We start from the raw sequence: 13265 nt of genomic DNA, 5'->3' as shown, positions 1-13265 counted from the left end.
AATTAAACGCTTCGTTTAAAATTACGCCTCTTTAAATCAATGTTATTGATTCATTCGCGCATCATTTAGACATGAAGCGGCAATCTTTCTGATTTTATGCTCTACAGTTAATGGGGTCTTAACCTGAAGGAGCATGTGACATGTCGAAAGAAAAAAAAGAACAGAATTTAGAACATACCGCCCCGCATAAAGGGCCTGAAACATCTCAACCGGGATTAGGGGATTTAGCGCCGCAGGGCGGAGGACATAAACCTGCGGCAGAACCGACGCCACCGGGCAAACAGCCCACTGCACCGGGCAGCATTAAAGCCCCCGAGACGCAAAACGCGAAACTTGAGCAGCTTGATGAGTATCGTAAAAATGGCGAAAACGCCGGGCTTACGACCAACCAGGGCACGCGGATTGCAAACGATCAGAACTCGCTTACCGCGGGTTCGCGTGGGCCAACGTTGCTGGAAGACTTTATCATGCGTGAAAAAATCACGCATTTTGACCATGAACGTATCCCAGAGCGTATCGTCCATGCGCGTGGTTCAGCCGCACACGGCTATTTCCAGCCCTATCGTTCGTTAGAAGCCCTGACCAAAGCCGGCTTTCTCAGCGATCCCGACAAAACCACACCTGTCTTCGTGCGCTTTTCCACCGTGCAGGGGGGCGCCGGATCGGCCGATACCGTGCGTGATATCCGTGGATTCGCCACCAAGTTTTACACCGATGAGGGCGTGTTTGATTTGGTCGGCAACAATACCCCGGTATTTTTCATTCAGGATGCGCACAAATTCCCGGACTTTGTTCACGCGGTAAAACCCGAGCCGCATAACGAAATTCCACAGGGACAGAGCGCACATGACACTTTCTGGGACTATGTGTCGCTGCAGCCTGAGACGTTGCATAACGTGATTTGGGCGATGTCCGATCGCGGTATTCCGCGCAGTTATCGCACCATGGAAGGGTTCGGCATTCATACCTTCCGCCTGATTAACGCGGAGGGTAAAGCCACCTTCGTGCGATTCCACTGGAAACCGGTTGCCGGCAAAGCCTCGCTGTTGTGGGATGAAGCACAGAAGCTTACGGGCCGCGATCCCGATTTCCACCGCCGCGATCTGTGGGAAGCGATTGAAGCCGGTGATTACCCGGAATACGAATTAGGCCTGCAGCTAATACCTGAGGAAGACGAGTTTACATTCGATTTTGATATTCTTGATGCGACAAAACTCATTCCTGAAGAGCTGGTACCGGTTGAGCTGGTCGGTAAAATGGTACTCAATCGCAATCCAGACAATTTCTTTGCGGAAACCGAGCAGGTAGCGTTCCATCCGGGACACATTGTTCCGGGACTGGACTTCACCAACGATCCGCTGCTACAGGGACGACTGTTCTCCTACACCGATACGCAAATTAGCCGCCTCGGTGGCCCCAACTTCCATGAGATCCCGATTAACCGTCCGGTTTGCCCTTACCATAATTTCCAGCGACAGGGCATGCATCGTACGGAAATCGACACTAACCCGGCCAACTATGAACCCAACTCGATCAACAATAACTGGCCGCGCGAAGTCCCTCCGGCGGCCAAGCAGGGTGGATTCGAAAGCTATCAGGAGCGGGTGGAAGGCAGCAAAGTACGCGAGCGCAGTCCGTCGTTTGGTGAATACTACTCCCAGCCAAGGCTGTTCTGGCTGAGCCAGACAGCGGAAGAGCAGCAACATATTATTGGCGCTTACTCGTTTGAGCTCAGTAAGGTGGCGCGTCCTTATATCCGTGAGCGCGTCGTTGATCATCTGCTGCAAATCGATGTCAACCTGGCGCAAGGCGTGGCGAAAAATCTGGGCCTCAAGCTGAGCGATGAGCAGCTTAAGACGGCGCCGCCAAAAGATGTGAATGGCCTGCAAAAAGATGAAAGCCTGAGTCTGTATGCGCAGCCGAGTGGTGACGTTAAAGGTCGCCAGGTGGCCTTACTGCTCAGTGACGGCACGAAAGCAGCCGACGTTCTTGCCATCCTTCAGGCACTGAAGGCAAAAGGTGTGCATGCTAAACTGCTGGCCGCGCATATGGGGCAAGTGCTGGCCGATGATGGTTCCGTTCTGCCGATTGACGCGACCTTTACCGGACTTCCTTCGCTCACCTTCGACGCGGTGATTGTGCCTGATGGCAATATCGATGCGTTACTGCTCAGCGGTGATGCGCGCTATTTCTTGCTGGAAGCCTATAAACACCTCAAAGCGATTGGTCTGAGCGGCGATGCGCGTCGGTTTAAAGCGCAGTTCAACGTGCAGGACAGTGAAACGGAGGAGGGGCTGGTGGAAGCCGCCAAAGCGGAGGGAACATTGATGGATGATTTCCTGACCGTAATGGCGTCCCACCGGGTCTGGTCGCGCAGTAAGAAAGCATTGACTGTAGCGGCATAAAAGCCGTGGGCGGAGTGAATTGCTCCGCCCTCTGCAGGCTATTTTTCCGGCTGGTGAGTGTGGGCGTCGGTCACCATTGGCTTAATCTCAAACACGCCTTGCGAGGCCATCACAGAACAGCTTAGTGCGGCCGCCAACGTTAACCCAATCCATATCTTCTTCATCTGTCCTCTCCCGCAAAAATATTATTTCACTTTCAGGTTTAGCATTGTTTATTTGAAAGTCGAGCATGATGAGGATTTTAAGAAATATCCTTCCTGATAAGTTGGATTAAAGGTGAATTTAAGTATCACCCGAAATCATTTATTAAGGTAACCAGTTATTCCTGATTATCGCGTTAACGTGTGATTTTCATTTTTATTCTGAAATCTGAACTAGCCTTGATCGTGGCAGTTATTTAGTGGCTGCATTCGGCGTCCACATTGTTAAACTCTTCAGGAAAACCATTTTGGAAAATCAGCAATATTCTCATCCGCAACGTATTAATGGATTCGCCGGACTGGGTGACTATGCGGCAATTGGGGAAGGACGATCCGTGGCGCTTATTGCGCCAGATGGTTCTATCGACTGGTGGTGCGCACCTAATCTCGATTCAAAACCCCTTTTTGACCAAATACTTGATCCACAGATTGGCGGTTTCTTTCAGATCGTCCCCGTGGCGGATTACCGCGTCACGCGCAACTATCGCGAAAAAAGTAATGTGCTTGAGACCCGTTTCGATACCGATAGCGGGTCGGTGCTGCTAACAGAATCGATCAATAGCACGCTGGCAGGGCGCTTACCCTGGAGTGAACTGGCCAGGCGTATTGAGGGGCTGGCAGGTGAGGTGACCTTAAGAATTACGCTGCGCTTCGGCACCGCCGCCGAGACGCGTTCCCCGTGGATTGCGGACAGCGCACAGGGCAAGGTGTATCACATTGCCGATTTGATGGCGATGCTGCGCACCAGTGAAGACATTATTCTCGATCATATCGACGATGAATTAGTGACCGGCACGCTCACCGTGAGCAAAGGCGCACGTTCGCTTTGTGCCCTGCTGGTAACGGAAAAAGAGCCGCTGGCGGTTCCGGACATGAATGCCATTGATGGCCGCATCGAAACCAGCGACACGGCATGGCGTGACTGGGTCAACAGCCTGAGCTATAGCGGCCGTTATGCGCCGCTGGTGATACGTTCGGCGCTGTCGTTGAAATTTCTCTGGTACTCGCCGACGGGCGCGCTGGCGGCGGCCGCCACCACATCACTGCCTGAAGGTATCGGCAAAGAGAAGAACTACGACTACCGCTACGCCTGGGTACGCGATGCCTGTCTGATCATTAAAGCCTTTATTTGCCTGGGCGCGCTGGAAGATTGTAAAGCCGCGTTCTCCTGGCTCACGCAGACCATCATCGATCATGGCGTACGGCTCCGCGCCTGCTACACCCTGGAAGGTGAGAAAGTCCCTGAGGAGCGCTATCCAGCGTTACGCGGCTATCAGGATTCGCAGCCGGTGCGTATTGGTAATAACGCGCGCGATCAGGTTCAGCTCAGCATGTACGGCGATATGCTGGCCACGGCGCAGGGCTTCGTGGAGGCCGGACACGTGCTGGACCTCACCACCGCGCGCCTGCTGGGTGAGCTGGCAAACTGCTGTGCGGATAGCTGGCGCCAGAAGGATTCTGGCATTTGGGAGTTGCCGGAAGAACAGCACTATACCCATTCGAAGATGGCATGCTGGCTGGCTTTAGATCGTGCGGTGGTATTGGCCGAAAAGAAATACATTGAGCCCACCTGGGTTGAACGCTGGAAGCGAGAACGTGACCGCATTAGCCACTGGATCGAAACGCACTGCTGGTCTGAGACGCTGCAGAGCTATACCTTTTATGTGGGCAGTGATGAGCAGGTCGATGCCGCGCTGACGCTGATGCACCATTATGGCAACAGCGTTAATCCGCAAAGGATGCTCTCCTCTTATCGCGTAATCCGGCGCGAACTGGGGAATAACGGTGCGATGCTTTATCGCTATAGCAACGTAGATAAAGAGGAGAGTACTTTCCTGGCGTGCTCTTTCTGGATGGTGGAAGCCTGGGCGGCCATGGGCGATGGCGCCGGTGCAGAAGCGATGATGGAAGAGATTTTGGTCGCGCTTAATCGTCAGGGTAACGTCGACATTTTCAATGAAATGTATGATGTCCGCACGCAGTCATGGCGAGGGAATATGCCTCAGGGGCTCAGCCATCTGGCGCTGATCTTCGCGGCTCAGGGCATTAGTCATGCTCTGAAGCCATCATAAAAAAGCCCGCATAGCGCTGGCCCAACGATCGCGTATGTAACGCGTGCGGTATGAGTCGACCACGGAAAGTGGTCGACTCATACTACCGTACTCGCTTGTAACGGTCATAGGCGGTAGTGATGGCGCGCTAACCTGCCATTATCTGCGAGTCACCGCGGCGTTTTAAGCGGTTGTATTGATATTTCATCCCAGCCGATTATCCGCAGAGACTAATCTGATAGTTCACCTTCACTCGCTGATTTATCCACTATCAACTTCCCCTCTGTTATTTACATGCTTAACTCTGTTGTGGGCTTAAAACAGAGGACACAATGCCGTTAAAAAGGAAAATGGATAAAAAGGTCAACACCGAATCTGGCCTGCTGAAAAGCATTGTGCTGTCCGGTCTCTTCCTGATCCTCACGGTGGTCGGTATGAGTCTTTGGACGCTACGGGAAGACTGGCTGGCCACGGTGCATCAAACGCAGGAAACGGCGATGAATCTCGCCGTGTCGCAGTCGCGCCAGGCGGAAGATACCTTTCTCCAGGCAGAACTTTCGCTGAGACAGATACAGCGCGATCTGCAACTGCAGTTGGCGACAGGGATTCAGGGGGCGGATCTGAGCCATACTATGCGTGAGTTGCAGCACCGCCTGCCGCAACTGCACGGACTGTTTTATTACGATGCGGACGGCACATGGATCGCGACCTCTGCCGATCGCGTGCCCAGCAACATCAATAACGCCGATCGTGAATACTTTACTTATCAGCGCAGCAACCGACGCAATAACCTGCACATTGGCCCGGTGATTCGCAGCCGCAGCACGGGCGATCTGGTAATCCCCGTATCCCTGCGGGTGAGCGATGCCAGTGGCGGATTCAAAGGGGTATTGTTGGCGACCATAAAGGTGGATTACTTCCGTCGTTTTTACAGCTACTACGAGCTCGGCAAACGCGATGTGCTGGTATTAATGTTGTCCGACAGCACCGTGCTTTATGCCCGTCCGATGCCAGACAGTTACATTGGTAAAGATCTCTCCTCAAGTCCGCTGTTTCAGCATATGCTCGCCAAAATGGATCGCGGCAGCGGTCAATGGAAGGCGGCGCTGGACGGGCAAGCGCGGATCTTTGGCTTTGCGCGTTCTGATCGCTATCCGATCATCGTCGCCGCGGGTTACAACGCCGACGATCTCTTTAGCATTTGGATTAATGGGCGGGGGCAGGACATTATCCTCAGCCTGATTCTGCTGTTGACCATCTTATTACTGGGGACGTTTCAGCTGCGTCATGCACGGCGCGTATTGCGCTATCAGCAGGAACTGACCAGCCTACGAGATGAGCTGCACAAGGCCAATCTGTCGCTGGACAAGCTCGCACATATTGACGGGCTTACCGGGTTAGCGAATCGCCGGGAATTCGATCGCTTCCTCCGTGAAGCGCTGGGCAACGCGGCCGCAAGCGGTAAACCCCTTTCGCTCATCATGATCGATATCGATTTTTTCAAACATTACAACGACACCTACGGACACATTGCGGGAGATGAAGGGTTGAAGGTGATAGGTGAGCTACTGGCTTCGTTATCCGTGAGGCGATCGGATATGGCGGCCCGCTACGGTGGGGAGGAGTTTGCGCTTATCTTGCCGGATACCGCATTCGATGAGGGGATAGCGCTGGCTAACCGCGCGGTAGAAGCCGTGAGGATGATGAAGCTGCCCCATGCTTCTTCACCGCTCGGTCACGTGACGCTTAGCGCCGGCTGCGCCACGACGTCCACGCCCGCCATGGTTTCCGCAGTAAAACTGCTGGAGCATGCCGACCATGCTTTGTATAGGGCGAAGCGTGGCGGGCGTAATCGTGCGCAAGGGATCGATATGCCGGCGTTGCCAGAGCAGAGAAGGGAGTAACCGACTGACATTCTCGTCTCTGGCTTATTCCACCGTCGGCAGCTGATAGTTGATATATTGACGAAGCGCTTCGTGCATTTGGCTATTTAGCTCATCCTCTAACCCGCGCTCTTCATATTCTTTTGCTAGCTGAATGATAACCTCATCATATTTTCCCTTAAAGGTGATGTTATTTACCGCAACTTGCTTGATCATCAGTTCGCGCAAGGCAGCAACTTCGATTTCCAGCCTGTTTACGTTCTCTTCAAGTTCTTTCACTCTCTCTTCACTCGACATACTGCCTCCGGGTGTTAATCAAATTTAACGGTGTAGGGGAAGGATGATATCGCCAGAATATCGCATTGGCCTGTTATTAATTCAAGGGAAAGGAAATGGTTAACGTTACCTTATTAACAATTTGCATTGGCTGGTAATAACCCATTCATGAGAAATAATTGGCCTCGATTATTTAGCGATAGGCGTCAATAAAGCGAAGCGCATCAAGGTTACTTTGCCACGGGAAGATCGGATAAACGTGTTGTATATGCCGGTGAAAGCATCTCACGCTTCATTGCCCAGGGCTTCTGGATACCCTGTCCGGCAAACCATAACGCACCGCGCTGGTGGGCGTTCATCTTGTCGATCAGTGCCATTAGCTGCTCGCTGTTGTGACGCGGCTGATATTCGGCAAACAGGTCGAACTGCGCCACGCCATCGCTGAAAAAATCCCCCAGCATCACGCCGCCTTTCATGTAGCGCTTACCGGGAACCCAGATGCGATCCAAACAGTTGAGCGTCGCTTGAATGATGTCACGACTATCGGCAGTTGGCGTAATAAGCGTCTGGCTAGCGGCATTCGCATAATAGGGATGATGCGGATCGTGTGGGCTGGTGCGAATAAAGGTGCCAATATGGCGACAATATTGCCGCTCGCTGCGCAGCTTTTCGGCGGCGCGGGCAGCGTAATTGGCAATAGCCTCGCGCATATCGTGATAGTCGGTAATGCGGTCGCCAAACGAGCGCGAGCACAATATATTTTGCCGATTCGGGACCACCTCATCAAACGCCAGGCAAGGCTCACCGCATAATTCACGTACGGTGCGCTCCAGAACCACGCCGAAGTGTTTGCGGATCAACGCTGTGGGCGTTTCAGCTAACTGCAGCGCGGTATCAATGCCCATGAGATTGAGCTTTTTCGATAAGCGGCGACCGACACCCCATACCTCTTCAACCTTGACCCGCTTCATCAATTCACGCTGGCGCAGCGGTGCGGAAAGATCCATCACATTCTCGGCTTTGGTCCAGCGCTTGGCGGCCCAGTTGGCCAGTTTGGCGAGGGTTTTGGTGGGGGCAATACCGACCCCCACGCGCAGATGCGTGTCCTGATAGATGCGATCGCGAATATCCCGCCCCAGCTGTTCTAGCGTCATACAGGCGTCGATGCCGGTGACATCAACAAAGGCTTCATCAATGGAGTACTCGTCGACGCGTGTGGAGATCAGCGCCAGCGTCTCCATCACGCGCCGCGACATATCGCCATAAAGCGCATAGTTGGAGGAGAACACCACCACGTTATGGCGCGTTAACTCTTCGCGATGTTTAAAGTAGGGCGCACCCATTTTAATGCCGAGCTTTTTGGCTTCTTTACTCAGCGAAATAATACAGCCGTCGTTGTTGGACAGCACCACAATCGGTTTGCCGCGCAGATCCGGGCGAAACACGGTTTCGCAGCTGGCGTAGAAAGAGTTCACGTCCACTAAGGCGAACATTAGCGGCCCAACGTTTTGATCACGTGTTTGACGATGCCGAAGACTTCGAACTGATCCACATCGGGAATGGGGATGATCGCATGGGCCGCATTCATGGGTTTGAGGTGCAGGTAGGGCCGCAGCATAAGTTGTTTGACGGTGAATTCACCCGAGAGAGAGGCGACCACAATATCGCCGTGCCTGGGCTTGGGGGAGCTGTCTACCACCAGCAGGTCCCCCTCCGCAATACCGCCTTCAATCATGGAATCACCGCTTACTCTGATGAAGTAGGTTGAACTGGGGTGATCCACTAAAAAGTGGTTGAGGTCGATGCGCTGTTCAACGTAGTCCTGAGCCGGTGAGGGAAAGCCACAGGGCACCCGACTAATGAATAAAGGGAAGTCTACAATGGCGCGGATTTCCGCGGGCTGATAAAACTGCATGGCTGCGATCTCAAATTATTACTGTATGTGTATACAGTAATATCGAGTGGGCAGGTTGATCAAGCCAGTACCGGCGACTATCTGCAAAACACTTGGCAGGAAAGGGAATTTAATTTTAGTGAAAGTCCGCGGCTTGCCCATGCAGAGGCAAGCCATAAACGGGATACGAAGGCTAAATCATCATCCCCAAAATCTGCAGCGTGCTCTGCTGCGAAGCGGTGATGAATGGAATGTCTTTGATGTGTTGCATGCCGAAGGCTTCATAGAACTTACGTGCGCGGACATTCTCGCCTAATACTTCCAGCCACAAGTAGCCTTCGCGCTTATCGCGTGCCTCATTAATAATGCTCTCGAACATCCATCTGCCGTAATTCTTGCCGGTTTCTTCCGGGTTGAGATACAGCTTGTTCAGCAGTGCGCCGCTCATGCCTGAATCCGGTACCGGTGTGTTCCAGGTGACTTTGGCAAAGCCAATGGGTTTGTCCGTCTCGGCGATAAGCCAGCTCTCATTCGGTGCGGCCAGACTGCTGGCAAGCTCGATGAGGCCGTACTCTTTGTCGATAAAGGCATCCAGTTCTTCTGCGGAAACCCACATATGCTTGAAATGCGCACTGTAGGTCATGCGTCCCAGCTGGTGCAGCAGCTCTGCATCCTCCGCCTGGGCTTTACGTATGGTGAACTCCATGCCAGCTATCCTTTCTCATTCTTGTTATTAACCTTATCGTCGGTCATCACAATCATGACCGAAGGGCACTTACCATAGCGTGTTAGTAACAAAAACCCAAGAAAACAGGCGATTACTGTTAACAAATGCGCGCAGCATCGGCGTCGATCTTTATCTTCTTACTCAATGACCCGATAATACCGTAATGCCGAACAGTTAAGCGCCGTCTCACATCACCGCACCTTCCGTAGCGGCGCGATTTATCGCGCAATACATTGCGCCGCTACAAGGTGTGCTCTCGGTAATGAGGGTTTTCATGTCTTAACTGACAACCATTACCCGATAATACCGCAGTATCGTTGCAGCACGCGCTGCGTAAGGCGGGAAGCCGATGATCTATAGTTAACACTGAGAAGCAAGCGTAAGCCCATATTCTCAGGAGGTAAAAGATGTCAGATTCGCAACCTAAAATTATCGGTGAAGCGGCCTACGCCTTGCTGGTACGTCGCGAGGAAGTCAACGTCTACTCGCTGCTGGCCGAACTTGCGCGCATGTCGGAAAACGAGAAAAGTCGTCAGCGGCTGGAGCGCATTGCGCATGCCCGCCAATGGTTAATGGCGCATCGTCAGCCGGCAGAAAGCGATAATCGCGCCCATTCGGCGTTACGTGGCCTGAGTCGACAGGAAGGGAGCGTTAGAATGCCCTCTGCGGATGGAGACGACAGTTGACGCCACAGGGCTCACGCGCCGGTCGCTGCCGGCGCTGGGCTCACGAATTTGGAAATAATAAGTTTCCAATTATCCGAATCCGCTCCCATTAGCACTTTTTGCAACAAACACCCCCGTATAAGTTCAGTAAGCTTTTTGTACAGCTTTAGATTAACCTGTACAACTTTCATTAGGTCAGCTGACCTAACATTTTAATTTATTGGGGTCAATTATGCGTCAGAACGGATATACGCCAAGTTCAGTCGAGGCCATTGCCAACTATTTCAGCAAAGCGTCTCTGCCATCGCAGCAAGAAACATTAGGACAGGTTGTGGTCGAAATCCTGCGTGAAGGACGTAATCTGAACCGCAAATCGCTTTGCACCAAGCTTCTGCGCAGACTTGAACTCGCTTCCAATGCGGAAGAAGAGCACCATTATCATCAGTTGATCGGTCTGTTGTTCGAACGTGAAAGCTAAGAACTGATTTGACGTCCAGGTTGTACAACTATAAGACTTTACTCTGATAACGCACTTCCTTGTGTATGACCTGTGACAGGCTGTACTGCGCTACACTGACTTGTGTAGCGCACCCATTTTGCCGTGTGCCGGGTTGAGGGCGAAGCGGCATTCAGAGATTCGTTATGAATAGAAGTGAATACCAGAAAATAATCGATGAAATAATCGGGGAAGCGGCGCTAGTGCTGTTGCAAAAGGCGGGGCCGGTAAATACTCAAGCGCTGATTGATCAGCTTATATGTATGAAAGAGCAGAGCACCGACCACGAACAGCGTGAAGCGATTATCGCCGCTATTACCGATGTGCGTAACAGCATCCTGGCGGGTAAGAAACTGCGGGAAGAGCAACCAAACAGGGACAATGTTCTGCCGCTATTTGGTGATAAGGAACAGTCTGGCAGCAACCGCAAGCATTAAGCGTTTGCCTCGTGTTTAGTGAATTATCATTTGAACGTATCGCTATCAGTACGGGACTGGAATCATGTCGGAAAATCACGACCTCTACTCTGCACTGCCTGACATTGAGTTGGCAGAGCATTTTCGCAATGCAGACAGCAGCCTAAAGCATGAATCGGCAGTATTGGATAGAGTTATTCGCCACGTGCTGGCCACTGAAGGGCGCGTCAGTAATAAATCGATCATTCTCTGCCTGATTATGGCACTGGAATCTGCGGATACCGATGCTGAAGGCGATATCCTGCGTAGAACGCTGGAAATCGTTGTGGGCTATACGCCAGACGATGCCTGATAGTTGATTTTTGCCCCCCCAGCCGTGGGGGGCAATTTAGTGCATCATACCTGCCAGTAACCGCATCGCGGCATCGCACAGGCGCCGCAACTCTTTATCCTTTGTCCCTGACTTCATTACATGAAGCGATAAAGAAATATCATGCGCTTTGAAAACGCGCTCCTCCCTGATGAACTCCGCGACGGCCATACCGATGAGCGCATAAAGGTCCGGTGTTGGACGGTTTTCATCTCTCAACATCACCTCCGATGCTTGTATATATATACAGTCTGGCATAGGGAAATAGACGGCGATACCTTTTTCGTGCGTTGTGTTGAGGGAAGGAATAAATAAGCGAAGCGTTAATTAAGCGATAATGTGTGATAAATGCGCGGGTTAAGCCAAAATATTATCGTGAAAAAATTTACTCTTTTTTCAATAGCGCCGCTTTCTGTTTCGCTCTATCAATGTTAAATCTGTGTAACCAGGTGCGAAACTGCTTCAGCTGGGCTTGTGAGGAGCTTTCATTAGAAAGCGTGCAAATATAAAGCTGACTCTGCGTATGATTATTCATACCCAGCGCATAGAATTCACTTTTATTTTCACGGTGTTGCAACTCAATTCCCGTGAAATGCATTTCTTTGCGCAAATGCAGAATAGCTTCGAACTTTTTAAAGTCCATCATCATGCCCTTATTATTCTAAGTTGATAGCAAGAGGAGCTGGCTTCATATAGCGTAAACCTATGCAGAGAGTAAGCCAGCACATGTTGAACTGAGTCGCTTAAATCACGGATAGCCACGTTTCGCGACGGATCGCTTCAGCCATTTACGTTTACTCCCGCTTTGCTTATCCATCGCTAATGCGCTGGCGCTGGCAGGATCAAAAAGTGACAGGCTTTCTATCTGGTGCACCATAATCACTTTACGAAATTCCAGCGCGCTTTTCGGCGTGGAAGAGAAATCAATACTGTGATTGTGGTACCACTTACTGTAGTTATGCTCGATCGCCAGATTCAGCGTACGGGCGTCGCGATAACCGCTGAGCATCGGAATCAACACAATATTTGCCGTGTTGGCATATTCGAACGTAGCGGCATGAATCATACCAATATATATACGCTTTGATTTCAGCGTCACCCAGGCTAATTCACCTTCTTCCATGCACTGCAGTAATAGCTGCTCAATGCCATTAGAGCGCGAAAGTCGCTGATAAAGCTCTTTGCGGCTGCCCGGATTAAGGCGTGCGCTGACAGCCCAGTTAGAGCGATACATACAAAACAGAATGGCGAAGGCCAGCATCAATACGACCGGTGCCTGAATGCCTAAAAAACTCCAGGTCATGAAATCGACATTCCAGTGAACATTCTCCATCGACGACAGCGCAAAAGCGTTGTTCACCCCCGATGCGATAAGCAATATGAGCCAGATTATTCCCGTTGCCAGCACGCCTTGTAGCACAAATATGCAGCCATAAAGTGCAATAAGAAAATAGACATCCCAGCCGAACGAACGCTTAATCTTTAAGCGACTCGACATATCACGACTGGTATACCAGTAGCCGCATACCATCATGACCATAAATATTGCGGTACCCATTTAAATATCCTTCAACGTCATGACATGCTGAGCAAAATCGCGCTGTACTTCAGGGCTCAATGCATTTACCGAGGCGTTACCATCTTCATCGATAATTATTCTGTCGCCTTCCTGTATCGATTCCTGAATATCCTGGCGAGTCATCACTTGCACCAGCGCCTCTGGACTACCGAACATAGACGTTAAAAAACCAAACATAGCGAGGGATCCTTTTATTCATGCCAACACAAACTATGGCACATCCCTCGACAGCTACGCGCTTAAAGGCGGCGTGATGGATGATATCGGTAACTTTCCGGATTAATCTGCCAGCAGGTAATAAAA

General features: G+C 51.5%; 16 protein-coding genes. 7 read left to right on the top strand and 9 right to left on the bottom strand.

Annotation, left to right across the window (positions count from 1 at the left end; genetic code table 11):
* Positions 1-140: 140 nt before the first annotated feature.
* A complete protein-coding gene (katE, locus tag AAGR08_RS10765) occupies positions 141-2405 on the top strand; it encodes a catalase HPII (RefSeq protein ID WP_345826846.1) in 2265 nt (754 codons plus the stop codon).
* 38 nt (positions 2406-2443) lie between these two features.
* On the opposite strand, the gene AAGR08_RS10760 is transcribed toward katE, so the two are convergent.
* A complete protein-coding gene (locus AAGR08_RS10760; protein WP_320204454.1) occupies positions 2444-2569 on the bottom strand; it encodes a hypothetical protein in 126 nt (41 codons plus the stop codon).
* A gap of 284 nt (positions 2570-2853) precedes the next feature.
* On the opposite strand from AAGR08_RS10760, the gene AAGR08_RS10755 reads away from it, so the two are divergent.
* Together AAGR08_RS10755 and AAGR08_RS10750 are read left to right on the top strand one after the other, a co-directional pair.
* Positions 2854-4677 (top strand): glycoside hydrolase family 15 protein, encoded by a 1824-nt coding sequence (locus AAGR08_RS10755; RefSeq protein ID WP_345826845.1) that lies wholly within the window; start codon positions 2854-2856, stop codon positions 4675-4677.
* A gap of 311 nt (positions 4678-4988) precedes the next feature.
* Positions 4989-6560, top strand: a complete 1572-nt coding sequence (locus AAGR08_RS10750; protein ID WP_345826844.1) for a sensor domain-containing diguanylate cyclase — start codon at positions 4989-4991, stop codon at positions 6558-6560.
* A 24-nt stretch (positions 6561-6584) separates the two neighbouring features.
* Here the strand turns inward: AAGR08_RS10750 and AAGR08_RS10745 are convergent, their stop codons facing one another.
* From AAGR08_RS10745 to AAGR08_RS10730, 4 genes are all read right to left on the bottom strand, one after another.
* Positions 6585-6836, bottom strand: a complete 252-nt coding sequence (locus tag AAGR08_RS10745) for a hypothetical protein (RefSeq protein WP_345826843.1) — start codon at positions 6834-6836, stop codon at positions 6585-6587.
* 209 nt (positions 6837-7045) lie between these two features.
* Entirely contained in the window at positions 7046-8308 is a 1263-nt protein-coding gene (umuC, locus tag AAGR08_RS10740; protein ID WP_345826842.1) for a translesion error-prone DNA polymerase V subunit UmuC, read from the bottom strand.
* Positions 8308-8730 (bottom strand): translesion error-prone DNA polymerase V autoproteolytic subunit, encoded by a 423-nt coding sequence (gene umuD / locus AAGR08_RS10735; RefSeq protein ID WP_097094165.1) that lies wholly within the window; start codon positions 8728-8730, stop codon positions 8308-8310. Before umuD ends, umuC begins: the two co-directional genes overlap by 1 nt.
* A 172-nt stretch (positions 8731-8902) precedes the next feature.
* The gene (locus AAGR08_RS10730; protein ID WP_345826841.1) at positions 8903-9415 is read right to left on the bottom strand and encodes a GNAT family N-acetyltransferase; all 513 of its coding nucleotides are present in this window, start codon (positions 9413-9415) and stop codon (positions 8903-8905) included.
* 428 nt (positions 9416-9843) lie between these two features.
* On the opposite strand from AAGR08_RS10730, the gene AAGR08_RS10725 reads away from it, so the two are divergent.
* From AAGR08_RS10725 to AAGR08_RS10710, 4 genes are all read left to right on the top strand, one after another.
* Entirely contained in the window at positions 9844-10122 is a 279-nt protein-coding gene (locus AAGR08_RS10725) for a hypothetical protein (protein ID WP_097094163.1), read from the top strand.
* Positions 10123-10333: 211 nt separating this feature from the next.
* Positions 10334-10579 (top strand): regulatory protein YcgZ, encoded by a 246-nt coding sequence (gene ycgZ / locus AAGR08_RS10720; protein ID WP_097094162.1) that lies wholly within the window; start codon positions 10334-10336, stop codon positions 10577-10579.
* A gap of 164 nt (positions 10580-10743) precedes the next feature.
* Positions 10744-11034 carry a hypothetical protein gene (locus AAGR08_RS10715; RefSeq protein ID WP_097094161.1) on the top strand — a complete coding sequence of 97 codons (291 nt, stop codon included), beginning with the start codon at positions 10744-10746 and terminating at the stop codon, positions 11032-11034.
* 64 nt (positions 11035-11098) lie between these two features.
* Positions 11099-11365, top strand: a complete 267-nt coding sequence (locus AAGR08_RS10710) for a biofilm development regulator YmgB/AriR family protein (protein ID WP_097094160.1) — start codon at positions 11099-11101, stop codon at positions 11363-11365.
* Between the two features lie 36 nt (positions 11366-11401).
* Here the strand turns inward: AAGR08_RS10710 and AAGR08_RS10705 are convergent, their stop codons facing one another.
* The 4 genes from AAGR08_RS10705 to AAGR08_RS10690 form a co-directional block, all read right to left on the bottom strand.
* Positions 11402-11605, bottom strand: coding sequence for a hypothetical protein (locus tag AAGR08_RS10705; RefSeq protein WP_141400220.1), 204 nt, complete (start codon positions 11603-11605; stop codon positions 11402-11404).
* A 163-nt stretch (positions 11606-11768) separates the two neighbouring features.
* Entirely contained in the window at positions 11769-12032 is a 264-nt protein-coding gene (locus AAGR08_RS10700) for a hypothetical protein (protein WP_320204453.1), read from the bottom strand.
* Positions 12033-12131: 99 nt separating this feature from the next.
* A complete protein-coding gene (locus AAGR08_RS10695) occupies positions 12132-12941 on the bottom strand; it encodes a hypothetical protein (protein WP_097094157.1) in 810 nt (269 codons plus the stop codon).
* A complete protein-coding gene (locus AAGR08_RS10690) occupies positions 12942-13139 on the bottom strand; it encodes a hypothetical protein (RefSeq protein WP_097094156.1) in 198 nt (65 codons plus the stop codon).
* Between the last annotated feature and the right edge of the window lie 126 nt (positions 13140-13265).

Source organism: Pantoea sp. BRR-3P, from assembly GCF_039621635.1.
GTDB lineage: Bacteria > Pseudomonadota > Gammaproteobacteria > Enterobacterales > Enterobacteriaceae > Pantoea > Pantoea floridensis.
Note: the sequence above shows the minus strand (reverse complement) of the source record. Positions and strands in the feature narration are given on the sequence as shown.

Excerpts from the sequence above, each read along its gene's own strand:
- AAGR08_RS10705 (WP_141400220.1), bottom strand. The coding sequence starts at position 11,605 with ATGTTGAGAGATGAAAACCGTCCAACACCGGACCTTTATGCGCTCATC.
- AAGR08_RS10710 (WP_097094160.1), top strand. The coding sequence starts at position 11,099 with ATGTCGGAAAATCACGACCTCTACTCTGCACTGCCTGACATTGAGTTG.
- ycgZ (WP_097094162.1), top strand. The coding sequence starts at position 10,334 with ATGCGTCAGAACGGATATACGCCAAGTTCAGTCGAGGCCATTGCCAAC.
- AAGR08_RS10750 (WP_345826844.1), top strand. The coding sequence starts at position 4,989 with ATGCCGTTAAAAAGGAAAATGGATAAAAAGGTCAACACCGAATCTGGC.
- AAGR08_RS10730 (WP_345826841.1), bottom strand. The coding sequence starts at position 9,415 with ATGGAGTTCACCATACGTAAAGCCCAGGCGGAGGATGCAGAGCTGCTG.
- AAGR08_RS10695 (WP_097094157.1), bottom strand. The coding sequence starts at position 12,941 with ATGGGTACCGCAATATTTATGGTCATGATGGTATGCGGCTACTGGTAT.
- umuD (WP_097094165.1), bottom strand. The coding sequence starts at position 8,730 with ATGCAGTTTTATCAGCCCGCGGAAATCCGCGCCATTGTAGACTTCCCT.
- AAGR08_RS10745 (WP_345826843.1), bottom strand. The coding sequence starts at position 6,836 with ATGTCGAGTGAAGAGAGAGTGAAAGAACTTGAAGAGAACGTAAACAGG.
- AAGR08_RS10715 (WP_097094161.1), top strand. The coding sequence starts at position 10,744 with ATGAATAGAAGTGAATACCAGAAAATAATCGATGAAATAATCGGGGAA.
- AAGR08_RS10725 (WP_097094163.1), top strand. The coding sequence starts at position 9,844 with ATGTCAGATTCGCAACCTAAAATTATCGGTGAAGCGGCCTACGCCTTG.
- umuC (WP_345826842.1), bottom strand. The coding sequence starts at position 8,308 with ATGTTCGCCTTAGTGGACGTGAACTCTTTCTACGCCAGCTGCGAAACC.
- AAGR08_RS10700 (WP_320204453.1), bottom strand. The coding sequence starts at position 12,032 with ATGATGATGGACTTTAAAAAGTTCGAAGCTATTCTGCATTTGCGCAAA.
- katE (WP_345826846.1), top strand. The coding sequence starts at position 141 with ATGTCGAAAGAAAAAAAAGAACAGAATTTAGAACATACCGCCCCGCAT.
- AAGR08_RS10760 (WP_320204454.1), bottom strand. The coding sequence starts at position 2,569 with ATGAAGAAGATATGGATTGGGTTAACGTTGGCGGCCGCACTAAGCTGT.
- AAGR08_RS10690 (WP_097094156.1), bottom strand. The coding sequence starts at position 13,139 with ATGTTTGGTTTTTTAACGTCTATGTTCGGTAGTCCAGAGGCGCTGGTG.